Below are 25,021 nucleotides of genomic sequence, written 5' to 3'. Positions count from 1 at the left end.
AGCTTTAGGCAGAGAACAATGGGTATCCAGAACGCAAAATCGCACCAGCGTGCAGAGACGATCCAGTTGGAGCCTTCGGTTCAGGCCGCTCTTCAGACACGACCCGTTGAAAGTGATGTCCCTTCATACGCGACACGACTGGAAGAGACAGTGGTGCATATCGGCAACCAGTATCGGTATGGCCAACTCTATTCAGATTTTCTGAAAGCACGCAAATCAGTTTTTATCGACCAAAAGGAATGGGATCTGCCCCATACCGAAGGGATGGAGTTTGACCAGTACGACACCCCCCAAAGCCGGTCTGTCGTGATCCATGAATACGGCCGGGTGCTGGCGGGCGTGCGGTTGCTGCCGACCACGGCGCAATGCGGCTGTTATACCTATATGCTGAAAGACGCGCAGCGGGGGATGTTGCCGGATATCCCTGAATATGTGCTTTACGAAGACGCGCCGGTGATGCCCCATGTCTGGGAAGCCACGCGGCTGTTTTTGTCAAGAAACGAGCCCGCGCACCGGCGGCTGGCGATCCAGACCAAGCTGATCCGGGGCATGGCGCGTGCCGCGACCGAACAAGGGGCGACCCATGTGATCGGGATCGTGCCTGCCGTGTTCCAACGCTGGATGAACCGTCTGGGGATGAGCGCGCTGCCCTTGGGCCCCAAGCTGAACATCAGCGGCGACAATACGCAGGCCGCGATCATGCATGTGGCGAATTACGCCGACCCGACCCCGTCTGACGCGCGGTAAGCGACCAGAATGGTATCGACCGCACGGGTGACATGCTGGTCGATATCCTTGTAGGGGCGCGTCGTGAGCCCCAGTTGCGCACGGACCATGCCAAAGCCCTTGAGCAATGAAATAAGGTCTTCGGCGACATCACGCGGGTCGAAATCGTCGCGCAGGTCGCCGTTTTCCTGCCCTTGCACCAGCAGACCGCAAACGGCGGCGCACACTGCCTCGAAGGCGGCGGTATAGAAGGTGCGCCCGATCTGCGGGTAATCGCGAGCGACCTCGTGGATCAGGCAGGTAAATTCGACCGAGTCCTGCTCCCCTAGAAAGCTCAGGAACTTGCGCCCGAACGACATCAGCGCGGTGCGCAAATCGGGATGGCCAGAGATATCCGCCAGCACCTCGGCGCGAAAACACTCGGCCTCGGCCTCGAGCACATTTTGCAGGATCTCCGACATATTGTCGAAATGGCGATAGATCGTCGCCTTGGACACAGAAGCCTCGCGCGCCAAAAGGTCCGTCGTGACTTTTTCAAAGCCTTTGACGAAGAACAGGGCGCGCGCTGTCGACAGTATTCGCGATTTTGATGCGTTTTCATTCATATTGCAGAACTAGGACGTGTATGGGTGAAATAAAAGTGCTGAACGGTACCAAGGGGGGTTGAACTGTACGTCACTGCGCGTAAGTACCGCTCAGTACTCGAAAGGCCTTTGATATGAAGCAGCTGATTTCCGTTCTTTTATGCGCCACCCTCGCGACGCCTCTTGTTGCACAAGACGCCGATGACCTGACCCCCTCGGGCACGCCCGCGCCGATCAGGTCGGTCAAATTGATAGAGGCGGGCGGCGCCGCGTCGCAGGTGCAGCGGGTCTTTTTCGGCAAGATCGCAGCGCTGGAAACAGTGGACCTGTCGTTCGAGGTCGGCGGCCGCATGGTGATGTTCGACGCCCAAGAAGGGCAGTTCCTGCAAGAAGGCGTGCAGATCGCGGCGCTGGACCCGGTGCCGTTTGAACGCGCGGTACAACGTGCCGAGGTGCAGTTGACCCAAGCCGAACGGGATTTCGAACGTTCGCAAACGCTGGCCAAAAGCAACGCGGTGTCCACGGCACAGGCGCAGGATACGGAAACCGCCCGCGATCTGGCGCGGATCGCGTTGAGCGAGGCCCGCGAGGCGCTGGACCACGCGACGCTGATCGCCCCCTTCCGCGCCTTGGTCGCCTCGCGTCTGACACCGAATTATGCCAATGTCTCTCCGGGTCAGGCCATTGTGCGACTGCATGACATGTCGGAAGTACGCGTCGAGATCGACGTTCCCGAGCAGATGTTCCAGATGTATTCAAATGCGGCTGACGTCGAATTTACCGGCACCTCGCCGCTATTTGCCGGTGGTGTGCCGCTTGAATTGCGCGAGTTCAACGCCGAAACGCAAAGCATCGGGCAAAGCTACCGCGTGACGCTGGCGCTCCCCTCTGATCGGGTCACGCCCAAACTGATCCCCGGCGCATCGATGAGCGTCACCGCGCGGATCGCGGCAGGTGACGACACTGCAACGACCCTGCCCCCTTCTGCCGTGGTCATGGCGGACGATCAGGCGCGGGTCATGGTCTATACCCCTGACGAGACCGGCGAACAGGGTCAGGTCAGCTGGGTCAACGTCGACGTGTCCTCGAATACCGGCACAGATATCATCGCCACGGGGCTTGAGCCGGGCACCCTGGTTGTTGGCGCTGGCACACAGCTGCTGCGCGAGGGCGACACCGTGCGCCCCTTCAACGGGTTGAGCATCGAGTAAACTATGAAAATCGCACGTTTCTCCATTGAAAATCCACTTTATACGTGGATTTTCATCCTCTTTGCCCTGTTTGGGGGTGTGTTTGGCTACCTGTCTGTCGGCAAGCTGGAAGACCCGAGCTTCACCTTGAAATCCGCCATCGTCGCCACCGCCTATCCCGGTGCCAGCGCGGCAGAGGTGGCGACCGAAATCTCTGAGGTGCTAGAGGCTGAAATCCAGCAGATGGACGAGGTCAAGACCGTCACCTCGCGCAACACCCACGGTCTGTCGGTCATCGAAGTCGAGATGCAGGATGAATACGACGGGACCGAGCTGCCACAGGTCTGGGACGATCTGCGGGATCGTGTGTCTGACGCGGCAAGCTCACTGCCCTCGGGGGCCTATCCGTCACAGGTGAACGACGACTTTGGCGATGTTTTCGGTATCCTTTATGCCGTCTCCGCCCCCGGCTTTTCGGATTCCGAAATATGGGAGATCGCGACCTTTATCCGGCGTGACCTGCTGACGGTCGACGGTGTTGCCAACGTCGATATCGACGGGCTGCCGGAAGAGGCGATTTTTGTCGAACCGTCGTCGCAAAAGATGTCACAGCTTGGCATTGATCCCAGCGTGATCATCGGCGCGATCAGTGAATCCACAGCGATCAACCCCACCGGCTTTGTCGAAACGGGCGATACCAACCTGCGGATCGACGGTCCCTCGGGCGATGATAGTGTCAATGAAATCAGCGCGTTGACCTTCGGCTTTCAGGGCGAGGTGCTGAACCTGCTGGACGTGGCAACCGTGTCGCGGGGCCGTGTGGACGCCCCCGACCACCTTTTGCGTCAAGACGGGCAAGAGGTCTTCACCCTTGGCGTTTCGGGACTGGAATCGGAAAATATCGTCGAGGTCGGCAAACGCGTCGAAGCGCAGCTTGAGACCTTGCAGACCTTCCTTCCCGTCGGGGTCGAGATCACCCCGATCTACGAACAACACCGCGTCGTGGACGAAGCCAACAACAGCTTCCTTTTGTCTCTTGCCATGTCCGTGGGCGTGGTGATCGGGGTGCTTGCGCTGTTCATGGGGGTCCGCGCCTCGGTTGTTGTGGGCGTATCGCTTTTGCTGACCGTGCTGGCCACGTTCTTCTTCATGTATCTGTTCGGCGTCAAAGTTGAACGGATCAGCCTTGGGGCCTTGATCATCGCGATGGGGATGCTGGTGGATAACGCCATCGTCATCGCCGAGGGTATGCAGCAGGAAATGCGCAAGGGACGGCCCTCGGTCGCGGCCGCGGATACAGCGGCGCAGAATACGCAGATCCCCCTGCTGGGGGCCACGGTCATCGGGATCATGGCGTTTGCCGGGATCGGTCTGTCGCCTGACGCCACGGGCGAATTCATGTTCTCGCTTTTTGCGGTGATCGCGATCTCGTTGTTGATGTCGTGGGTCGTGGCGGTGACTGTGACGCCCTTGCTGGGGCACTATATGCTGAAGATCGGCGGGCTGGCGGATGACGACAGCGGGTATAACGGCCCGATTTTCCGCAGCTATGGCAACCTTGTCCGGCTGGTGCTGCGGTTCCGCTGGCTGGTGTTTGTCGGCCTGATCGGCACCACGGTGGCCTGTGTGATGATCTTTGGTCAGGTCAAACAGCAGTTCTTCCCCGCGTCCAACACGCCGCTGTTCTACTTTGAATACAAGGCGGAGCAAGGTAGCTCTATCCAGTCGACCTCCCGCGATCTTGCGGTGATCGAGGATTGGCTGCTCGCGCGCGACGACGTGGACACGGTGACGACGACCATCGGTGCCGGTCTGACGCGCTATGTTCTGACCTACACGCCCGGAGACAGCGACCCTTCGATCGGGCAGCTGGTGGTGCGCGCCACCTCGGCTGACGCAATCCCCGCCCTGCGCGCCGAGCTTGACCAGTTCGCGATCAACGCGCTGCCTTGGGCAGAGGTGCAGACCAAGCGGATCATTTTCGGCCCCGGTGGCGGGTCGGATATCGAGGCGCGTTTTTCTGGGCCTGACCCCGAAGTGCTGCGCGATCTGGCCGATCAGGCAGAGGATATCCTGCGTGACGCGACCCCGCTGCTGCATACCGAACATGTCGATTGGCGCGAGAAAGTGCTTGTGACCCGTCCCGTCTATGCCGAGGACCGTGCGCAGGCCGTGGGCATCGGGCGCAGCGATGTGGCGGATGCGATTGCCCTGTCGACCAACGGGATCACCGCGGGCACCTACCGCGAACGGGACCGGCTGATCGACATCATCGTGCGGGTGCCACGTTCGGAATCCGCTAGCAACGGGCAGCTGCCCGACCAGATCGTCTATTCCGCCGCGCTTGGGGACTACCTGCCGCTGAGCCAGGTGATCGACGGGTTCAAGGTCACCGCCGAAAACGCGGTGATCGAACGGCGCAACCGCGTGCAGACGATCACGGTACAGGCCAACGTCATCGAAGGCGTCACCCCGCCCACCGTCTTCCCGCAGATCCGCCCGCTGATCGAAGAGATCGAGCTGCCGGTCGGCTATACCCTTGAATGGGGCGGAGAGTTCGAGAACGCGGGCGACGCGCAGGCTTCGCTTGGCAAGCAGATGCCGCTGAGCTTCGGGACGATGTTGCTGATCACCATCCTGCTGTTCGGCAAACTGCGCCAGACGGCGGTGATCTGGACCATTGTGCCCATGGCGATCAACGGGGCGGCACTGGGGCTGTTGTTCTCGGGGTTGGCGTTCAGCTTTACCGCGCTGCTGGGGCTGCTGTCGCTGTCGGGTATGTTGATCAAGAACGCCATTGTTCTGGTCGAAGAGATCGACGTGCAGAAAGAAAACGGCCTGAACCAGCATGACGCCATTGTCACCGCCAGTGTCAGCCGTTTGCGCCCTGTGGTTCTGGCGGCGGTCACGACGATCCTCGGGATGGTGCCGCTGCTGGCCGATTCGTTCTTTGCCGCGATGGCGGTGACGATTATGGGCGGTTTGGGCTTTGCCTCTGTTCTGACGCTGATCGGTGTGCCCGCGCTATATCACACCTATCTCGCGAAAGAGCGCCGCGCGGATGCGGCGGCCAAACCGGCCTAGGAAAACGGATTATGCCGTGGTGCCATGCACCACGGCATGCGCCAAAGCACGGGCCAGCGCGTCGCGCTCCCCCTCGGATTGATCGGGACGGATACGGTACCAGTCAACCAGCCCGTTCAATGCCCCCATCAACGCACGGCTGGCGATTTCGATGTTCGGCACGTCCAACTCCCCCTGCGCCACACCCGCGCGCAGCACCTCGCGGTAGAGATTTTCATAGTCGTTGCGCAGGGTAATCAGCTCGCGCAGCACGCCGCGCTCTGCCTCTGTGGTGGAGCCGCGCAAATAGACCTCTACGCCCAAGCGGATACTGCGCTGATAGGGCAGCGTATCCATCATCACCCGCGCATGGGCATGGGCCATCAATTCGAGCTTGCTGATGTTGGAAGTATCCAATGATATCAGCGGGGTAACCGCGTCAAAACAATATTGCATCGCCTGTCGGTACACCGCGAAATATATCGCGTTCTTGGACCGGAAATGGTGGTACACCCGCCCTTTGGTCGCGCCCAGAACATCGGCGATATCGTCCATCGTCGCCTTGTCGAGCCCCTTGAGCATAAAGCACTGCGCCGCCGCCTCGATGATCTCGCGGCGGCTGTCGTGCTTGGGCGCGGCACCCTCGGTGGCGTCCGTCAGCGTGTCGTCATCGATGTGTTCGTCCATTCGGTTCAGCCTTTGACAGCGGGTGCGCAGTAAAGAACGGGGGGTTTTGCCCGTGTAGCGTGAATACTGAGCCGAAAAAAACGGTTGTGACAAGCCGTTGCGTCACCGGACCCCCCGTAATTATCCGTTAGCGCACTTACATCACCGACAGCTATTGACACCTGCGCGCCCTGTTACGAGAGTAACATACTACTCGGAATGTTGGGCCGGGAAATCACAGGCTCAACACATCAGACCGTGGGAATGGACGGTGTGCCGAGTACCGAAAATCAAGGGGCAACCACGCATTTTGCGCGGTTGCGTGACCCGAAATATATGTTTGGGAGGACATACATGACTTATAAATCATCCGTCGCAGTCACCGCATTGGTCGCTGCTGTTGCCATCGCCGGTCAGGCCAGCGCGAAAGAGCGTCTGAACTTTGCCTACGGCTATCCGAATAACTCTGCCATCGGTCTGGCGGTTGACGCCTATGCCGAAGCCGTGGCCGAACGCTCTGACGGTGAAGTCGACGTAACCGGTTTCGCGATGTCCCTGCTGAGCCTGCCTGAAACCTCGCCCGGTGTGCGCGACGGTCTGGCGGATGTCGGCTTTGTGCTGCCGCCCTACTACCCGGCGGAATATTCCACCAACCTCTTCCTGCACGAGATGAACCTGCTGGTGAACCTTGTCGAAAAACCCACAGGTAAAGAGCCGCTGGCCTTCACCGGCGCGATGGTCGAATACACCTTCACCAAATGCCCCGAGTGTCTGGAAGAATATAGCGCACAAAATCAGGTCTATACCGGTGGCGGCGTGACACCGCTGTACAACTTGCTGTGCAAGGACGTCAAAGTCACCTCCGTCGAAGATCTGAACGGTCTGCGTCTGCGTGCCGGTGGTGCGGGTTTCGTGCGATTCGCTGAAGCTTTCGGCGCCCAAGGCGTGCGTCTGCCCGTTTCGGAAGCCTATGAAGCGCTGGATCAAGGCATCATCGACTGCGCCATGCTGTCCGCGCCCGAGCTGACAAACTACAACCTGCACGAGGTCGTCACCGATATCACGCTGGCCGTACCGGGCGGTGTGTTTGCGGGCGTTTCCTCGGCGAACGTGAATGCGGACCGCTGGAAGGGCATGGACGACGCATCGCGCGAAGCCCTGCTGTGGGGTGGCAGCCAGATGACGGCGCATACCACATGGAACTTCTACACCGACGATGCCGCGGCGATCGAACATGCGCGTGGGGCCGGGATCAACATCCACGAGCCCGACGCAGAGCTGCTGGCAGCGGTCAAGGAATTCAGCCGTCAGGACCTCAAGACCGTTTCCGCCCTGTTCAAAGACACTTATGACGTTGCGCGGGCCGATGAAATCGCCGCCGATTTCGAGCCGCTGTTGGCCAAGTGGAACGATCTGGTGGTCGACGTGGACAGCGCTGACGCGTTGAACCAAGTGATCTGGGATCAGGTGATTTCCAAAGTGGACCCAGCGACATACGCGCAGTAAGCCGCCCATCCGCTGATCACAACGGGGTGCCGCGCCGATGCGCGTGGCCCCCCGACGACCCCTTTTGCAAACGGATACTCCGATGAAACTTATCGCGTCAGTGATCTCTGCGGTGATCACGTTGACCGCTTCGCTGGCTGGTATCATTGTTCTGATGCTGGTTGCCCATGTCACCATCGACGTGGTCATGCGCTTTGCGTTCGATACGCCGCTGAACTCTACTATTCTTTACGTCTCGGCCTTTTATATGGTCGCGATCGCCTTTCTGCCTCTCGCCGCGGTGGAGCAAAACGACAGCCACATCGCGGTTGAACTGCTGGTCGAAAGGTTTCCCACCAAAGTACAAAGCTTTCTCGCGGGGCTGGCCTTGCTGCTGACCTGCATCGTGACCGCCACCGTCGCGATCCGCACCGGAGACGAGGCTTTGGCGAAATTTATCGGCGGCTCCTATTCGATCGAGGCAGGCGGCAAGGTGACCACATGGCCCACCTATCTGGCGCTGCCCTTGGGCTTTGGCCTGATGTCGATCGTCGCCGCGTGGAAATTCATCTGTCACCTTACCGGCCGCCCCCACGGGTTGAACGCCTTGCAGGTTGAAGACCCCTATCTAGCCGGCGGAGACGCACAATGACCGAGTTACAAATCGCAGGCATCTTTATCGCGATCCTGCTGGCGATGATCCTGATGCGTATCCCGATTGGCATCTCGCTGATCGCCGTGTCCTTTGGCGGGCTTTGGTCCATGTTCAACTGGAACATCGCTTGGGGGAGCCTCGGGATCGTGCCCTATAGCTTTGCCAATTCATGGGTGCTGAGCTCTATCCCCGCCTTCTTGTTCATGGGGTTCATCTGTTATCATACAAGGCTGACGCAAGGGCTGTTCAACGCCGCGCAGATCTGGCTGTCGAGCCTGCCGGGCGGACTTGCGATTGCGTCAGTCTTTGGCTGCGCGGGTTTTGCCGCTGTGACCGGATCCTCGGTCGCCTGCTCTGCGGCGATGGGTAAAATCGCGGTACCTGAAATGGTGCGTCACCGGTACAGCCCCGAACTGGCGACGGGCACCGTTGCCGCGGCGGGGACCATTGGTGCCCTGATCCCGCCATCGATCCTGATGATCCTTTACGGCATCATCTCGCGGCAGTCGGTCAGTGCCCTGTTCCTGGGGGGTCTGGTGGTCGGGGTGATCACGCTGGTCGCCTATATCGTGCTGATCCTCGTGCGGGTGAAGATGAACCCTGATCTTGCCCCTCCGGTCCAGATCAGCGCGACGCGCGCGGAAAAGATCAAGGCATTGGGTCAGACATGGCCGGTGCTGCTGATCGTGATCGGTGTGTTTGCGGGTCTGTTTGGCGGGGCGTTCACCCCGACCGAAGCGGGCGCCATCGGGGCCATGCTGTCGACCATTGTCGCCCTGCTGTACCGCACGCTGACGTTCAAGGCGCTGCGCATGGCGATCACCGAAACACTGACCACCACCGCCGCTTTGCTGATCATCGCCGTGGGGGCCAGCCTGCTGACACGCTTTCTGGCGCTGTCGGGGATCGGGGACGCGCTGTCCGATGCGATCCTGGGCTTTGGTGCCGCGCCGTTGTTGATCATGATCGGCATCGTTTGCGTCTATCTAGCGCTTGGCATGATGCTGGAGCCCGTCGGTGCGATGCTGCTGACGTTGCCTATCGTTCTGCCCATCGTCGAAGAGACGGGCTATAGCCTGCTGTGGTTCGGTGTGGTGCTGGTCAAGCTGCTCGAAATCGGGATGATCACGCCGCCCATGGGGATGAATGTCTTCGTGATCAAAGGTGTGGTCGGCAATACCGCGTCGCTGTCCACGATCTTCAAGGGCGTGTTCTGGTTCGTCATCGTTGATCTGTTGATCGTGGCAGGGTTGATCGCCGTGCCCGATATCGTGATGTTCCTGCCCGATTGGGTCGGCCGCTAAGACATCGCCTCCGGCGCGGAGTTTTCCGCGCCGGAGCCCTTCACAGCGTGATAGCTTCCCCGTGAGGCGTCCGTGCCGCAGCTTCGTGCCATGCGTCTTTACATGCCGCCAGCTCGCCCGCCGTTGTCAGCTGCTTTTGCGCCACGATCTTTTCCAGCGCAGTCAGCCAGTGCTGGTAGTAGTCACGCTCTGTCCCTGAATGCACCTCTGCGGTCAACGCCTGCGCCCATTCGGCCCATGTAAAGGCCCCCGATTGATGCAGGGACACCGCCATCGCAAAGGCCTGCGCCTGCCACGGCGCGTCAAACACCGGTTCATCATCCGACAACGCAATATCGGGCAATAGCGAAAGATCGGGCAGGGTCATGATACGGTCCTTAGATAGGGTTCCCACAGATCAAGGGTCACGCTGTCATCCGCGCGCGCCTGATCGCCCCAAAGCGTGCGCGCCGAAAAGGCCACCTGATACAGCCATTGCGGATCCTCGCCCTGCCCTTGCGCATTGCTATCGGGAAAGACGTGAAACCCGTGCACCTTGGTGATCGTGCCGATCTTGTCGCGGGCATAGCGTGCCATACGGGTGTGGGTTGCGGGATGGTTGTTGATCGTTCTGATCTGATCCCCGACGGCAAACGCCGGGGTCCCTGTCGCGGGTCGGTCCGCCGGACCACCGGCCGCCAACATGGCGTCGACATCTTCGGCAGCAAGCTTGCGTTTGATCGGCGCGGCGGGTGTCAGCGGCACCGATTGCGCGATCTCTGCCTCGGTGAGCATCCCCTTTTCCACCATCAACCGCTTGGCCGCTTTCAGCCAGATCGCGTAATAGGGCGTGCGGGTATAATCGCCCGGATGCATATCTTCGCGCGCGGATCGCGCAGCATCGATATTCCACTGCCCGCAGGCCCCAAGCGCCACCACGATACCAAGCGCGCGGGCCTCCCAGGGGGCGTGAAACAGCGGTTCGTCCTCTTCTTGCACCACGGGGCCAAAGCCCATCATCCCGCCAAGGTCCGCGCCGCCGTTCATGATGCCACCTGCGGCGCGCGCGCCAGCCCTGTCCCGATCATCGCATTGCGGGTCACCAGATCGGCCAACTGTTCCATCGAATAGCCTTCGGTTCCTGCGGGGCGCTGCGGGATCACAAGATAGCGGATCTCGGCGGTTGAATCATGCACCTCGACCCGCGTTGCCGGGTCAAGGGTCACGCCGAACTCCGCCAGTACCCCACGCGGATCAATCACCGCCCGCGACCGGAAGGGAGGCGATTTATACCACGTCGGCGGCAGTCCCAGCACCGACCACGGGTAGCAAGAGCACAGCGTGCAGACGACCAGATGGTGCACCTCGTCCGAGTTGAACACCGCTTCGATATGCTCGCCCTGACGGGAATGATACCCAAGCGAATGGATCGCTGCAGAGGAATCGCGCCTTAGCCATGCCTCGAATTCCGGCTCTACCCATGATTTCGCCACCACATGCGCACCGTTGCGCGGGCCGATCTTGGTCTCGTAGGTCTGGATGATACGGTCCACCGCCGCGCTGTCGATATAGCCCTTGGCGCTCAACAGGCTTTCCAGCGCCCTCACCCGCGCCTCGGTTTCTGTCAGATGTGAATGATCGCCGTTGTGATCATGCCCGCGGGATGTCATCGTTCCGCCCCCTTCGCCCTGCGTGTTGATGCAACGATAGGAGGGAACGCCGCGATTGGAAAGCACCATATGTGTGGGCGGCCTGCCGCGACTTCCGTGACGTCAACATACCTTACTTATCCCCCCGTCCTGACACGAAGCGACCGCAGGAATGCCCAATTTGTTAACCAAGTTGACCCAAAGCCAAGGAGCCCCGCATGAGAACCTATCCGATCCCCTTTAACGAAGAAGCCCGCCTGCGCGCCGTTTTTGATATTCCGGGACTGACCGCACAAAACGAAGCGTTGTTTGACACGATATGCGAGGCGGCGCGCACCCTGCTCGACTGCCCGATTGCGCATATCAGCGTGGTCGAAGAGGACAGCCAGTGGTATAAATCCGTTGTGGGCATGCATCTGGACCCGATGCCCAAGGACACCGGTTTTTGTGCGCACACCATTATGTCCGACGCGCCGATGATCGTGCCCGATCTCAGCAAGGACGCCCGCTTTGAACGGCACCCGATGGTCGCCAAGGGCGGGCCGGAGGCGCGCTATTACGCGGGTGTGCCGCTCATCCTGTCCTCCGGTCACCGCTTTGGAAGCCTGTGTGCGCTGGACCTGAAGCCCCATGAATACCCTTCGGAAAAGCAGATTGCCCTGCTCACCGATCTGGGTCGTATCGTCGTTGCCGCACTAGAGCGGAGCCAACCCGAAGCCCCCGAAGTGCAGCAGGATAAAACCGCGCAATCAACCTTCCTGACCTTGGTCGGGCACGAGTTGCGCACGCCGCTGACCGTGCTTTTCGGCAGTCTCAAGCTGTTAGAGGCGACAGCAAGCACCGGTACTAACCCCACGCTGATCCATTCGGCCCGTCGGTCGGTGGATCACCTGACGAAACTGATTGAAACGATCCTGTCCTATAGTAACGCCAGCACCGGCGAGCTGCGGTTGAACGAACAAAACTGCGACCTTGCCGCGATCCTGAGCGCGGTTGCAGGGTTGCAGTTCCCCACCACGGATGTGGCGGCCAAAACGGTCACGCTTCGTGATACTGTGATGCTGGATACGCTGCATGTGGACGCCGAACAGATCGAGCTTGCCGTCACAGCCTTGGTATTGAATGCGGTGATGCACGGCGGGACCGACATCACGCTAGAGACGTTTCAGGACATGGACGGGAATATCGAGATTTCGGTGCGGGACAACGGCAGCTTCGACGAACATGTCGAACTGGCCGAACTTTACAAACCCTTTGTCGTGGGCGGGTCGCTGGACCACCGTGCGACCAAGGGCGGCCTGGGTCTGGGGCTGCCCCTGACCCGCAAGCTGGTCGAGATGCACGGCGGCGATTTTGAGGTCCACGCAGAAGCGGATCACAGCCGCGCCGTCATCCGCCTGCCCGCGTGGCGGTGCAAGACCGCGATGATTCAGGCTGCCAAAATGGCACCTGCCACTGTCCCTGATGCGCGACAGAAGCTTATCTAGCAGCGGAGCCTAAAAGCTTGTCTCGGCGTGGTGGATGAACCGGGCCTCAAGCGCGCTTGGCTGGCGTTCGGCATGGGTCAGGATGTGAAACCGCCGTTGCGGGGTGTCGATGGGCACGTCGACCATCCGCCCCGCCTCGATCGACCGGCGGACCACCAGATCGGACAGCAGCGCGGCACCGATGCCCGCTTCGACCGCGCTGCACACCGCCTCGTTTGACGGAAGCTCTAGCGTGCTTTCCAGTTCCTCCAGCCCCAAACCCTGCCGCCCGAGCCACTGAAGAAAACTGTCGCGCGTGCCTGAGCCTGCTTCACGCAGGATCCAAGGAGTGTGCCGCAAGCGTTCGGGCGAAAGATCGCCCCCCTCGGCACCGCTTGGAAACACCAGCCGCAGCGTATCCCCCGCCACCGCCTTAGCGCGGAGTGTGGTGAGCTGGCAGTCCCCCTCGATAATGCCGATGTCAGCTTGCAATGCTTCGACCGCGCGAGCGGCGTCGTCGCTGTTACCGATCCGCACCGTCAGCGCGATCTCGGGGTGCGCCTCGCGGAACCGCGCGATCACCGCGGGCAACCAGTAGTTCGCGACCGTCTGGCTTGCCGCAAGCCGCAGCTTTCCGCGTTTCACCCCCGCCAGATCATCCAGCCGCTGGCTGGCGATGGCGGCGCGGGCCAGAACGGCGCGGGCTTCGCTCAGAAAATCGCGCCCTGCATCGGTCAGCACAATCCGCCGCCCGATACGATCAAAAAGGCGCAGGTTATGACGCTCTTCCAGCGCGGCGATGGCAGCGCTGGTCGCACTTTGGGTCTGGTTCAATGCTTCGGCGGCGCGGGTCATGTGTTCACGCTCTGCCACGGCAACGAATATGCGCAACTGGTCCAGTGTCATCAGGCGGCCCCCGTCAGGATGATCAGCGCAAGGCTGACCCCCATGATAAAGACCCAAGCCGCCGCCCCCAGCAAGGCCGGACGCCCCCCCGCCGCAGCAAGTTTGCGCAGATCGGTCTCAAGCCCCATTGCCGCAAGCGCCATCGCCAGCAGGAATTGCGTCACAGCGGTCGCGGGGTCCAGCACCGCCTGCGGTACCCATCCGGTCGAGGCCACGCCGACCATCGCGATGAAACCGAAAACAAACCACGGGATCGGGGCCTTGCCGCCACCGCCTTGCCCCTGACGCCGCCGCGCGGCAAAGGCTCCCAGACACAGGATCATCGGGGCAAGCATCATCACCCGCGTGAGCTTGGCAATCGTGCCGAACTGGCCGGCCTCCTCGCCGCGCTGGAAGGCGGCGGCGACGACCTGGGCGACCTCGTGGATCGACGCACCGGTCCAAAGGCCAAAGCCGCGCGGGCCAAGGGTCAGCCAGTTTTCGGCCAAGGGCAGCAGGATCATGGAGAGCGAGCCAAAAATCGTCACACAGGCCACCGCATAGGCGACGTCTTCGTCGCGGCCACGGGTGACGGTATTGGTTGCGATCACGGCAGAGGCCCCGCAGATCGACGTGCCCGCCGCGATCAACTGCGTCAGCTTGGCATCCACCCCCAGCACGCGGCCCAGCCATGTGGTGAACCCGAAGGTCAGCACCAGCGAAAGCGCGATCACCGCGACCCCCACCCAGCCGACAGCCGCAACCTGCCCCAGCGTCAACTGCAACCCCATCAGGATAATCCCCGCCCGCAATATCTGTCGCATGCTGACCACAAGCCCTGCCTTGGCCACCTCCGGCGTGCCAAGAGTGTTGCGCAGCGCCATCCCCAGAAGGATCGCGAGGATCAACGGGCTCAGCATCCCCACCCCCGGCAGATACCGCAGCGCAAAGGCCAGCGCGGCGATCATGGCGGCAAGCGCCAGACCCGGCCAGATCGATGGCGTGGTTTTATCAGCGTGAACGAGGTCAGAGAGGGTCGTATCAGTCATAGCGTGCCTAAGTATCGTCGTGTCCCGTGCACTATCGGCCATTCCGATACATCAATCCAACGGATTATAATTATCCAACTGATCGCAAAACGTGATTGATTGGTTAGGCCGTGGCAGTCGCTTGATGCAGCGTCTCTCTTTACGCTTGGGGTTCTGCGCCCCTATCGTTAAAGGACTGCCGAAACCGGCATCGCTGCGCAGAAAGGGAAACCCATGGTCCCGATCATCTTTGGCCCCCTGCGGACCCGTGAAACGCCGCGCCAGTCGCGTGCGGTGATCCGCGTGCATGTCATCCTGAACGCCACGGCAGCGCTGCTGGCCGAGAACCGGTTGCAAGACCTGACCACCACCGCCATCGCGACCCGTGCCGAGGTGCCTGTCAGCTCTATCTATCGGTATTTTCCCACGCTTGATGACGTGCTGCTTGAGCTCTATTCGCAGACCGCCAATGAATTACGCGCCAAGCTTTTTGCCAGCCTTGATGATGTTCACGCCCATACGACATGGCGGGACCGGTTGCGTGCCGTGCTGGATGTGCAGCGCAGCTATCTGGCGCGGCATCCCTACTACCGCCCCCTCCTGCTGCATTTCGCGACGAAACGCGGGCCGCTCGCGATCGAGGATGACGACCACGACGATCTGGTCCGCTTTCTATGCAACAGATGGGAAAGCGGTGCCGACGGGTTTCAGGGCGGCGATCCCGTGGTGGTGGCCAAAACCACGATCCAGATCTCCCTTGCGATGGAAGATCTGGTCGCGGCGCAGGCGGATCGGCGCAGCTCTCGCCCCTATTCGCAAGAGCTGACCAAAGTGCTTGAGCATTATCTGGCGCAATACCTGTCGGATTAGCGCCTGCGGGTCAGGCGATCGTATCCGCCCGCCCCGCCTGCCGCCCCGAAAAGATGCAGCCGCCCAGAAACGTTCCCTCAAGCGCGTTATACCCGTGATACCCACCGCCGCCAAAACCGGCGACCTCGCCCGCCGCGAACAGCCCCGGGATCGGCGTGCCAGAGGCATCCAGCATCTGGCTGTCAAGATTGGTCTGCAACCCGCCCAGAGTTTTGCGCGTGATGATGTTCAGCTTGACCCCGATCAACGGGCCGTTTTCAGGGTCGAGGATCTTGTGCAGTTTCGCCGTGCGTTGCAGCTTGTCGCCGCGATAGTTCCGCGCCGCATGGATCGCCATGATCTGCGCGTCTTTGGTGAAGTTGTTGTCGACCTGACTGTCGCGAGCCCTGATCTCGGCTTCGATCTTGTCAAGCGACAACAGATCATTCCCCTCCATCCCGTTCATCTTGGCGATGAGCTCGGGCAATGTTTGGGCGACCACAAAATTCTCGCCATGCTCCTTGAAGGCTTCGACGGCGGGGGTCGCGGCCTTGTTCAGGATACGCTGCTGCAAGACTTTGACCCAGCTTTTGTCGGCGAAATCGGGGTTCTGCTCTGACCCCGACAGGGCAAATTCCTTTTTCACGATCTTCTGCGTCGTGATGAACCACGAATAATCAAAGCCCGTATCAAGGATCATCTTCAAAGACCCCAGACTGTCGAACCCCGGGAGTGACGGCGCGGGAAAGCGGTTGCCCTTTGCATCGAACCACATCGACGACGGGCCGGGCAGGATACGGATACCGTGGTTGGGCCAGATCGGGTCCCAGTTCTTCACGCCCTCGGTATAGTGCCACATGCGGTCATTGTTGATCAGCTGGCCGCCCGCCGCCTCGCTGATGGCGATCATGCGGCCATCGACGTGGGCGGGTACGCCGGCGATCATCTCTTTCGGGGCCGGGCCAAGACGTGCCGTCGGCCATGACTTGCGCACCAGCTCGAAATCTCCGCCGATCCCGCCAGAGGTGACAACGACAGAGGGCGCGCGCAGTTCGAAATCGCCCACGATATCACGGTTGGTCTTTTGCCCGCGCGATGCCCCGTCCGCCGCCAGCACCTCGCCCGAGACACCGACCGCGGCACCGTTTTCCATGATGATATGCGAACAGCGATGGCGGAATTTCAGCGTGATGCGACCGGCCTGCTGATGTTCCCGCACGCGGCGTTCGAATGGTTCCATTGTTCCGGGCCCAACACCCCAGGTCAGGTGGAAGCGCGGCACCGAATTGCCGTGACCCGACCCAAAGCTGCCGCCACGTTCAGCCCATCCCACGACGGGAAACCACCGCATCCCCATATCGTACAGCCAACTGCGCATTGGGCCTGCGGCGAAATCGACATAGGCCTCGGCCCATTTGCGCGGCCACGCGTCTTCGGGCCGGTCGAATTGCGCCGATCCCATCCAGTCTTGCAGCGCAAGTTCGCGGCTGTCCTTGATGCCCATCCGGCGCTGTTCGGGGCTGTCGATCAGCATCAGCCCGCCAAGGGACCAGAAGGCCTGCCCGCCCAGAAAGGCTTCGGGTTCCTGATCGATGATGGTGACCTGTTTACCACGATCAGCCAGTTCGGCTGCGGCGACCAGTCCGGCCAGACCGCCGCCCACGATAATAACGTCAGAGGTGTTCATGCAAAGCTCCTTACGCTGTGCCGATGCGGCGGTATTTCAAAACGACGGGCAGGATGATCAGATACATCAGGATACCGTAAACAGCCGACGGCAGCGCATAGGCGGTGAACCCACCCTCGCCGCCGACAATGATCGCGGCGACGGCGATCCCCAGGGTGCTGTTCTGCACCCCCGTCTCGACCGAGATGGTCTTGGCCTCGGTCACCGACCGGCCAAGCAGACGCGGCACGACAAAGCCGATGGTGGTCAGCGCGGCCAGCAAGACCAGCAGCGCGGGCCCGATCACCACGATATTTTCCACAAACAGCGCCCAATTCGCCGCCAGCGCCGCCAGCACGATCACCGCAAACAGGATCGTCGCCACCGCGCTCAGCTTAGGCTCGGCCCGGGTCATCGCGGCAGGGGCCATCGCCCGCGCGCCCAAGCCAAGCGTGACAGGCACCACCGTCAGGGCAAACATGGTGACAGCGGTTTTGGTGATGTCGATCTCGGGCGCGGCATCGCCCATGAAATATCCCATCGACAGGCCCAAAATCAGCGGCACGGTCACCACACTGGCAAGGCTGATCACCGCCGTCAGCGACACCGACAGCGCCACATCCCCTTTCGCCAGCTTCGAGATCACATTGCTGGTCACCCCACCGGGGCAGGCCGCCAGAATCATGAAGCCCACGGCCATTTCCGCGCGGATACCAAAGGCCAGCACACAGATAAAGGTCACGAGCGGCAGCAGGATGCTTTGGTTGAGCGCCCCGATGAAAAACGCAAGAGGCCGTTGCCCGACACGCGCGAAATCCGCAGGTGTCAGCCCGACACCCAAGGTAAACATGATAAACGCCAAGCCAAGCGGCAAGACGACCGAAATCAGTACATCCACGATTATCCCTCCCAAGACATCTGTGAAAAACAGAATATATTTCCGGTATAGCCGTCAAGTGCCGATTCACCTAAGAGAAATCCGCTCTGCCGTAACGTCGCGCACGGGCCCCCGATGGACCCTTACCCAAAGTAAGGTTACCTTAGCGTAAGGGAACGAAACAACCTGCGCGCCCGAAGGTGGCGGGCGGGTATTGGCACGATGGGAGTACATCTAATGTCGGATACGGTGATTGCGGATTTTGATCGCAAGCTTGCACGAGAGGCGTTTGAACAGCGCGCGGCGCAGGGCGCTGCGGCGCTGACGCGTCTGGGGGCGGGGGCTGATGTGCCTGTGGCGCTGATCATGCGCAACGATCTGACCCAGCTCGAGGTTATGCGCGCCGCGGCCATGGCCGGCACGGTCATCGTGGCGCAGAACTGGCACGCTGCGGCAGAAGAGGCCGGCGCCATCTGTGACGACAGCGGCGCGCAGTTCGTGATCATCCACCGTGACCTGATCGACGCTCTGCGCCCCGCCCTTGAGGGGCGAACGGTCATCGCGGTCACCCCTGATACCGCGCTGCGTCAAGCCTATGGCATTGATGACGCCGCCGCAAAGACCGACCCCGAGACGCCGGAATGGTCCGCGCTGGTAGATGCCGCCGACCCCATCACCCCGCGCGAGATGATGCGCCCGCTGATGCGCTATACCTCGGGCTCGACCGGCAAGCCGAAGGGCGTGCGGCGTTTGGGGGGCGGGCCCAAGCGTGACTTTGAAGAGGTGCTTTCGCGCGTAGGCACCGAGATGTTGCAGCTCAAACCCGGCTCGCGGTTCTTTACGGCAGCGCCCATCTATCACTCGGCGCCATCAACGCTGACCTCTGCCGCGCTGGTCACCCCGGGCGTATCGACCTTTGTCGCGCCCAAGTTCGACCCCGAAAGCTTCCTTGCCACGATCGAGGCTCAGCGCATTACCCATATCTATCTGGTCCCCACCATGATGAGCCGGATGCTAAAGCTCCCCCAAGAGGTGAAGGCGAAATATGACCTGTCCTCGGTGGAATTCTGCGTCTCGACGGGCTCACCGTGGCCACATGACCTGAAAGTAGCGATGATCGACTGGTGGGGGCCTGTGTTCTGGGAAAGCTACGGCGCGACAGAGATCGGGTTCATGACGATGGTATCCTCGGCAGATGCTTTGGCGCGGCCCGGTACCGCAGGGCGGATGCAGATGGGCGGCACGCTGATGATCCTTGACCCCGATGGGAACGAGCTGCCCGCCGGTCAGGTGGGCGAGATTTATGCCCGTATGGATGCCTTCGGCGGGTTCGACTATTCCAACGATCCCGAAAGCCGCGCCTCGGCTGAAAAGCACGGGCATTTCTCTGTCGGGGATCTGGGATCTGTGGATGAGGACGGGTTCCTGTTCATCACGGATCGCAAGAAAGACATGATCATCTCGGGCGGGGCCAATATCTTTCCCGCCGAGATCGAGGCGGTGCTGATGCGCGCGCCTTTCATCCGCGATGTCGCCGTCTTTGGCGCCCCTGACCCCGAATTTGGCGAACAGATCGTCGCGGCGGTTGAACTGGCCGACGGGCATAGCGCCGACAAACAGAAGGTGCTTGATTTCCTTGACGGCAAACTGGCCCGTTTCAAAGCACCACGGATCGTCGATTTCCACGAGGCCCTGCCCCGCGAAGACAGCGGCAAGATCTTCAAACCCCGCCTGCGCGCGCCCTACTGGGACGGGGCGGGCCGGTCGATCTGACCCTGACCTGACGCCCCAACGCCAACAGGGACCGGTGCGAATTGCGCCGGTCTCCTTGTGTTGGGGCGCGGGGTTTCCCACATCGCGCCGGTACACACGCCGCCCCGAGGCGGCCAAAAACAGGATGATCACGATGACCAGCACCCTACTAGAGCAGTTGAACTGGCGCTATCCGACCAAGAAGATGGACCCGTCCAAGAAAGTCCCTCAGGAAAAAGTCGACACCATCGTCGAAGCCATCCGCATGACCCCCACCTCAAGCGGCACCCAGCCCTTCGAGCTGCTGGTCGTGACCAACCCCGACAAGCTGGCGCAGATCCAGAAAGCCGCCAGCGACCAGACCCAGATCACCGAAGGGTCACATCTGCTGGTGTTCGCGGCGTGGGATAACTACACCAAAGACCGCATCGACGCGGTCACCGATCTGAATGTCGAAGCCCGTGGCGACCTGCCCTTGCTCAGCGCCTATTACGAGAACCTGAAAAACAACTACCTGCCCCGCGATGCCGAGGTAAACTACGCCCATGCCGCGCGTCAGGCTTATATCGCGCTTGGGGTGGCACTGGTTGCCGCCGCTGAACAAGAGGTCGACAGCACCCCGATGGAGGGTTTCGACCCAGCGAAGGTAGACGAGATTCTGGGCCTTAAAGAGCGCGGCCTGCGGTCGGTGATCCTGCTGCCTCTGGGCTACCGCGACGCGGAATCCGACTGGCTGGCCCCGATGAAAAAGGTACGCAAGTCGGCGGAAACGCTGGTCACCCATATCGACTGATTGTTGCGGGGCGAAGGGGCAAACACCCGTCTCGCACCGTCAGAAGCATACCAACGCGGGGCCGGTTCTTTGCGACCGGCCCCGCAGTTTTCGTCAGACCGCCGCCTCGCGGGTCAGACGTTTTGATGCCATCCCCGGCTCTGCCCCCCAGACCGCCACATAGCGGTAGAACACCGGCGTGAGGAATAGGGTGAAGATGGTGGCAAACCCAAGCCCGCCCACGATCACCCAGCCCACGGCGATGCGCGCTTCGGCCCCCGCGCCCGAGGTCAGGATCAACGGCAAGCCGCCAAAGACGGTCGATACCATCGTCATCATCACCGGACGGATCCGCAGACGCAGCGCGTCCCGAATGGCGCTATCGATATCCTGCCCCGCCTCGCGCAACTGATTGGCAAATTCGACGATCAGAATACCGTTCTTCGCCATCACCCCGATCAGCATCACCAGCCCGATCTGACTGTAGTAGTTCAACGATCCACCGCTGAGCGAGATCGCGAAAAGCGCCGCCGCCAGACCAAAGGGCACGGTCAGCATGATGACGACAGCGCTGGCGATGCTTTCGAACTGCGCGGCCAGCACAAGGAACACCACCACCAACGCGACGCCGAACACCATATACATCTCTGTCTGGCTGTCGCTCAGCGTCGCCGCCTCGCCGGTAAAGATGATCCCCATCCCGTCGGGCAGCACGCTATCGGCAATCGCCGTCAGACGGGTCATCGCGACGCTAAGATCGATACCGTCGTTCAGGTTCGCCTGCGCCGATACCGCCAGCGACCCGCCCTGCCGTTCCAGCGTGGACTGGCTGACCACGGGCACCAGCTCTGCCGCCGCGGACAGGGGCACATAGGCACCGCCCGGCAACTGCAACTGGATGTTATCAAGATCAGACGGGTCATCGATCGGTGGGCCACCGGGCACGACATTCACATCCGTCTCGATCTCGTCCGCAAAGACGGTGACGGCGACCTTGCCTTGGGTCATTGCGCCGATGGTCTGGGTGATCTCGGCCTCTGTCAGGCCAAAGACGCTCGCCATTTCGGGATCAACGCGGACCTCGTATTGCGCCTGCACCGCGTCGTTGGAAAGTTGCGGGTTCAAAAACGCCTCATCCTGCGCCATCGCCGCGACCAAAGCCTCGGTTGCCGTGGTCATCGCCGCGATGTCCTTGCCCGTCACCGCGAATTGCAAGCCCTGCCCGCCGCCGCGGATATTGAGGCTGTTTGTCCCCCGCGCAGAGGCCTGAACGCCGGGCACCCGCGCCAGTTTGCCGCTGATCTCGGCGACCAGTGCGGATTGGCTGCGGTCACGATTGCTCCAGTCATCGAGCCGCACGATGATGAAGGCGCTGGTGCCACCGCCGACGCCAACGATGCTTTGAACCGAGGTAACCTCGCCGCTTTCCTGATAGGGGGTCAGGATCTCTTCGATCTGATCAACCTGGGTATCAAGGTAGTCGATCGTGGTATCAGAGGCACCGCGCGCCTGTACCAGAAAGAACCCGCGATCCTCGTCGGGCGTGATGGCAGAGGGCAAAGTGCCCGCCGCCCCCGCCGCCACAATCACAAAGGCGCCCGCCGCCCCCAGCACCACCAACGGCATGCGGATGGCTTTGTCCATCACCGTGTCGAACATCCGCCCGGCCCAGCCTTGCGGCTTTGCCGTTGCCTCGAGCGCGGATTTCCCCGGATCAAGAAAGGCCGCCAGAACCGGTGCCAGCGTCAGCGCGGTGATGGAAGACAGCGTGACAGCAAAGGCCAGCACGAAGCCGAATTCGCTGAACACCCCACCGGCCTGACCGGGCAGGAAAGAGATCGGGATAAACACCGCCGCCAGCGTCGCCGTGGTAGAGATGACGGCAAAGAACACCTCGTTCGTGCCCGCCGCAGCGGCAGCAAAGGCCCCCATCCCCTGTTTACGTTTGCGCACGATATTCTCGATCACGACAATCGCATCATCCACCACCATCCCCGTCGCCAGCACCAGCGCCAGCAGGCTGATGGTATTGACCGAGAACCCCGTCAGCCAGATCGCGGCGACTGTGCCCACCAGCGACACCGGAATGGTCACCGCCGGGATCATCACCGCACGGGGGGAGCGCAAAAAGGCAAAGATCACCACAACCACAATCCCCGTCGCCAAAGCGATGGATTTCATCACCTCGGTCAAGGATCCCCTGATGAATGTCCCGTCGTCAGAGGTCACGAACAGCCGAACGCCGTCGGGCAGCGCCGATTGCAGATCAGCCACCGCAACGGCAACATCTTCCGAGATCGACAGCGTGTTGCCCACGGATTGCCGCGTGATGTCCATGCCGACGGCGGTTTGCCCGTTCACGCGGGTTAGCACGGCGTCCTCTTCCGGCAGCAGCCGCACGAACGCCACGTCAGAAACGCGCGTATTCGCATCAATCGGGATCTGGCCCACGGTATCAACGGTGACATTCGCGTTGCCGACCCGCAGCGCCAAGGTTTGCGCATCTGAATCCAGCGATCCCAGCGGCGTGTCATCGCGCAGCGCTGCCAGCGCGTCAGAGACATCGAACAGGGTCATACCCCGACTAAGCAACGCGGGCATATCCAGCGTCACGCGGAACTCGTTAGGTTGCTCGCCGCGCAGGGTAACCTCTGCAATGCCGTCAATGGTGGACAGCCGGTCATAGACGACGCCCTCGGCCAGCTCGGTCAACGCATCAAGACTCGCGTCGCCCATCAGCGCCAGCCGGATGATCGCATCCGCGTTGCTGTCGCTTTTGGTCACGGTCGGATCATCCTCGATATCATCGGGCAGGTCGCGCAATGTGGACGAAACGATCTCGCGCGCCTCATTTGCCGCAACATCGACATCGGTGCCTTCGGACAGATCAATGGTGATCCGGCTCGACCCCGTGGTCGAGGTGGATTCCATATAGGATAACCCCTCAAGCGCGCTCAGGGCATCCTCAAGGACCTGCGTCACCTCACGGTCGACGGTTGCGGGCACCGCGCCTTCATAGGTGGTGCGCACGGATAGAACCGGCTGGTCAACGTCGGGCATTTCCCGCACGTCGACAGCCACAAGCGCGGCGAGACCTGCGATCAGGATCAGCAGGTTGATGACGATCCCGAAAATCGGCCGCGAGACGAATAGATCGGCGAGCCCGCCACGGGGCTTTGCAGGGGTATCGCTCATGACGGTGCCTTTTCGGTCTCGGCACCGACCGCGGTGATTTTCGCCCCGTCCCGCAGCTTTTGCGCGCCTTCGGTCACAACCATCGCGCCATCGGCGATGTCGGCCTCGACCCAGACGAATTCGTTTTTACGGTAAAGGATCGTGATCGGCACCCGCACCGCCGTCCCACCGTCATCGACCCAGACCGCAGCACCCATGCGCGACCACGTCACCGCGGTCGATGGCAAGACCGGCAGCGGTTCGCTTTCATGCAGCAGGCGCACCGCAAAGGTCATGCCCGGCCAGAGGATGCGTTCCGCATTGTCGATCTTGGCCTTCACCGTGACCGAGCGCGTGACCGCATCGATCCGGCTGTCGAATGACAGGATTTCTCCGGTGATCGACCGACCGACAAAGGCAGAGGTAGAGACCAGCACCTCATGCGCCTGCCCCAGAACCCCGATAGCGCGTTCGGGCAGTTCGAATTCGACCACCAGCGTTTCGGTCTGGTCAATCGTTGCAATCACGTCATTCGCGCCAAGGATATCGCCTACCTCAACCTCGCTAAGCCCCAGACGCCCCGAGATGGGCGCGCGGATGGTGCGGTCTTCCAGCGCGACTTCGGCCAGACCCACTTCGGCATCGGCCAGTTGCTGCGCCACGCGCGCCTCTGACTGTGCGACATCGGTAATGGTAGAGTTGCCACCGGCCCGCAGCCGGTCATAGCGGTCGACCGTATCGGTCGCCTGCTGCAGATTGGCGCGCGCGATTTCAAGGTTCAGCTCTTGGGTCCGCGCATCCAACCGCACAAGGACCTCGCCCTGTTCAACGTCGCGGTTCGCGGTCAGCCGGGTTTCGACCACTGTACCGGCGGTTTCAGTCACCACATCCGCACTACGCAAAGAGGATGCTGTGCCGGTCGCGTATAGTGTCACCTCGTAGGGGCGTTGTTCCAGCGCGGTCGTCACCACCGAAGTCGCCCCCCGTGCACGCCCGCCCCCAGGGGGGCCACCTGCAGGGCGCCCGTCCGCCGCGGACTGAGGCTGCGCCGCCTCGCTTGTGGCATCCGTGCCGGGCAGGCCAAAGGTGATGGCATAAGCCCCGAACAAAAGCCCGACGGCCACCAGCAAACTCACAAATTTCCGCATTATTCCAACTATCCAGATCAGGTCATTAAGCCATTTAACGCGGGCCCTGAAAATTCCGTCGCTGAAAACACGACGAATTGCAGAAAAAATCCCAACGGTCCCG

At 61.4% G+C, this 25,021-nt stretch carries 21 protein-coding genes; 10 read left to right on the top strand and 11 right to left on the bottom strand.

Annotation, left to right across the window (positions count from 1 at the left end; all coding sequences use genetic code 11):
* Positions 1-18: 18 nt before the first annotated feature.
* Positions 19-747: an acyl-homoserine-lactone synthase gene (locus tag AADW22_RS17455; protein WP_180829759.1), complete on the top strand. Its 729-nt coding sequence runs from the start codon at positions 19-21 to the stop codon at positions 745-747.
* Here the strand turns inward: AADW22_RS17455 and AADW22_RS17450 are convergent.
* On the bottom strand, positions 714-1,331 hold the full coding sequence (locus AADW22_RS17450) for a TetR/AcrR family transcriptional regulator (protein WP_184584043.1): 618 nt from the start codon (positions 1,329-1,331) through the stop codon (positions 714-716). The two genes, AADW22_RS17455 and AADW22_RS17450, sit on opposite strands and share 34 nt — an antisense overlap.
* 113 nt (positions 1,332-1,444) lie before the next feature.
* Between AADW22_RS17450 and AADW22_RS17445 the strand changes: the two genes are divergently transcribed.
* Positions 1,445-2,521, top strand: coding sequence for an efflux RND transporter periplasmic adaptor subunit (locus AADW22_RS17445; RefSeq protein WP_168593273.1), 1,077 nt, complete (start codon positions 1,445-1,447; stop codon positions 2,519-2,521).
* A gap of 3 nt (positions 2,522-2,524) precedes the next feature.
* Positions 2,525-5,584 (top strand): efflux RND transporter permease subunit, encoded by a 3,060-nt coding sequence (locus AADW22_RS17440; protein ID WP_407474803.1) that lies wholly within the window; start codon positions 2,525-2,527, stop codon positions 5,582-5,584.
* 9 nt (positions 5,585-5,593) lie between these two features.
* Here the strand turns inward: AADW22_RS17440 and AADW22_RS17435 are convergent, their stop codons facing one another.
* Entirely contained in the window at positions 5,594-6,250 is a 657-nt protein-coding gene (locus tag AADW22_RS17435) for a TetR/AcrR family transcriptional regulator (RefSeq protein WP_407474802.1), read from the bottom strand.
* A 333-nt stretch (positions 6,251-6,583) separates the two neighbouring features.
* Here AADW22_RS17435 and AADW22_RS17430 point away from each other — a divergent pair, with 333 nt between their 5' ends.
* The 3 genes from AADW22_RS17430 to AADW22_RS17420 all read left to right on the top strand — a co-directional run bounded on the left by AADW22_RS17430 (position 6,584) and on the right by AADW22_RS17420 (position 9,673).
* Positions 6,584-7,735 (top strand): C4-dicarboxylate TRAP transporter substrate-binding protein, encoded by a 1,152-nt coding sequence (locus AADW22_RS17430; RefSeq protein ID WP_005848706.1) that lies wholly within the window; start codon positions 6,584-6,586, stop codon positions 7,733-7,735.
* An 82-nt stretch (positions 7,736-7,817) separates the two neighbouring features.
* Entirely contained in the window at positions 7,818-8,366 is a 549-nt protein-coding gene (locus tag AADW22_RS17425; RefSeq protein ID WP_009824216.1) for a TRAP transporter small permease, read from the top strand.
* Entirely contained in the window at positions 8,363-9,673 is a 1,311-nt protein-coding gene (locus tag AADW22_RS17420; protein WP_407474801.1) for a TRAP transporter large permease, read from the top strand. Before AADW22_RS17425 ends, AADW22_RS17420 begins: the two co-directional genes overlap by 4 nt.
* Before the next feature lie 40 nt (positions 9,674-9,713).
* On the opposite strand, the gene AADW22_RS17415 is transcribed toward AADW22_RS17420, so the two are convergent.
* The 3 genes from AADW22_RS17415 to nthA are packed head-to-tail and all read right to left on the bottom strand — an operon-like array spanning position 9,714 to position 11,322.
* On the bottom strand, positions 9,714-10,040 hold the full coding sequence (locus AADW22_RS17415) for a nitrile hydratase accessory protein (RefSeq protein WP_407474800.1): 327 nt from the start codon (positions 10,038-10,040) through the stop codon (positions 9,714-9,716).
* A complete protein-coding gene (gene nthB, locus AADW22_RS17410; protein ID WP_064215706.1) occupies positions 10,037-10,699 on the bottom strand; it encodes a nitrile hydratase subunit beta in 663 nt (220 codons plus the stop codon). Before nthB ends, AADW22_RS17415 begins: the two co-directional genes overlap by 4 nt.
* Entirely contained in the window at positions 10,696-11,322 is a 627-nt protein-coding gene (gene nthA, locus AADW22_RS17405; RefSeq protein WP_407474799.1) for a nitrile hydratase subunit alpha, read from the bottom strand. Before nthA ends, nthB begins: the two co-directional genes overlap by 4 nt.
* A gap of 197 nt (positions 11,323-11,519) precedes the next feature.
* Here nthA and AADW22_RS17400 point away from each other — a divergent pair, with 197 nt between their 5' ends.
* Positions 11,520-12,788, top strand: coding sequence for a histidine kinase dimerization/phospho-acceptor domain-containing protein (locus AADW22_RS17400; RefSeq protein WP_340245275.1), 1,269 nt, complete (start codon positions 11,520-11,522; stop codon positions 12,786-12,788).
* 9 nt (positions 12,789-12,797) lie between these two features.
* Here the strand turns inward: AADW22_RS17400 and AADW22_RS17395 are convergent, their stop codons facing one another.
* Positions 12,798-13,673: a LysR substrate-binding domain-containing protein gene (locus AADW22_RS17395; RefSeq protein WP_407474798.1), complete on the bottom strand. Its 876-nt coding sequence runs from the start codon at positions 13,671-13,673 to the stop codon at positions 12,798-12,800.
* Complete coding sequence (locus tag AADW22_RS17390) at positions 13,673-14,701, bottom strand: YeiH family protein (RefSeq protein ID WP_407474797.1); 1,029 nt, start codon at positions 14,699-14,701, stop codon at positions 13,673-13,675. The genes AADW22_RS17395 and AADW22_RS17390 overlap by 1 nt, the downstream gene beginning before the upstream one ends.
* Before the next feature lie 213 nt (positions 14,702-14,914).
* On the opposite strand from AADW22_RS17390, the gene AADW22_RS17385 reads away from it, so the two are divergent.
* Positions 14,915-15,550: a TetR/AcrR family transcriptional regulator gene (locus tag AADW22_RS17385; protein WP_407474796.1), complete on the top strand. Its 636-nt coding sequence runs from the start codon at positions 14,915-14,917 to the stop codon at positions 15,548-15,550.
* Between the two features lie 10 nt (positions 15,551-15,560).
* On the opposite strand, the gene AADW22_RS17380 is transcribed toward AADW22_RS17385, so the two are convergent.
* Both AADW22_RS17380 and AADW22_RS17375 read right to left on the bottom strand, forming a co-directional pair.
* Positions 15,561-17,216, bottom strand: a complete 1,656-nt coding sequence (locus AADW22_RS17380; RefSeq protein ID WP_278376430.1) for an FAD-binding dehydrogenase — start codon at positions 17,214-17,216, stop codon at positions 15,561-15,563.
* Between the two features lie 10 nt (positions 17,217-17,226).
* A complete protein-coding gene (locus AADW22_RS17375) occupies positions 17,227-18,093 on the bottom strand; it encodes a bile acid:sodium symporter family protein (protein ID WP_278426114.1) in 867 nt (288 codons plus the stop codon).
* A 216-nt stretch (positions 18,094-18,309) separates the two neighbouring features.
* Between AADW22_RS17375 and AADW22_RS17370 the strand changes: the two genes are divergently transcribed.
* Both AADW22_RS17370 and AADW22_RS17365 read left to right on the top strand, forming a co-directional pair.
* Positions 18,310-19,845, top strand: a complete 1,536-nt coding sequence (locus AADW22_RS17370) for an AMP-binding protein (RefSeq protein ID WP_037941397.1) — start codon at positions 18,310-18,312, stop codon at positions 19,843-19,845.
* Positions 19,846-19,969: 124 nt separating this feature from the next.
* Positions 19,970-20,617: an NAD(P)H-dependent oxidoreductase gene (locus tag AADW22_RS17365; protein WP_180829777.1), complete on the top strand. Its 648-nt coding sequence runs from the start codon at positions 19,970-19,972 to the stop codon at positions 20,615-20,617.
* 93 nt (positions 20,618-20,710) lie between these two features.
* Here the strand turns inward: AADW22_RS17365 and AADW22_RS17360 are convergent, their stop codons facing one another.
* Positions 20,711-23,791, bottom strand: a complete 3,081-nt coding sequence (locus AADW22_RS17360; protein ID WP_407474795.1) for an efflux RND transporter permease subunit — start codon at positions 23,789-23,791, stop codon at positions 20,711-20,713.
* Entirely contained in the window at positions 23,788-24,918 is a 1,131-nt protein-coding gene (locus AADW22_RS17355) for an efflux RND transporter periplasmic adaptor subunit (RefSeq protein WP_407474794.1), read from the bottom strand. Before AADW22_RS17355 ends, AADW22_RS17360 begins: the two co-directional genes overlap by 4 nt.
* Between the last annotated feature and the right edge of the window lie 103 nt (positions 24,919-25,021).

It is taken from the genome of Sulfitobacter sp. PM12, assembly GCF_045586035.1.
Taxonomy (GTDB): domain Bacteria; phylum Pseudomonadota; class Alphaproteobacteria; order Rhodobacterales; family Rhodobacteraceae; genus Sulfitobacter; species Sulfitobacter pontiacus.
The sequence above is the reverse complement of the archived record's forward strand: the minus strand, read 5'-3'. Positions and strand labels throughout refer to the sequence as shown.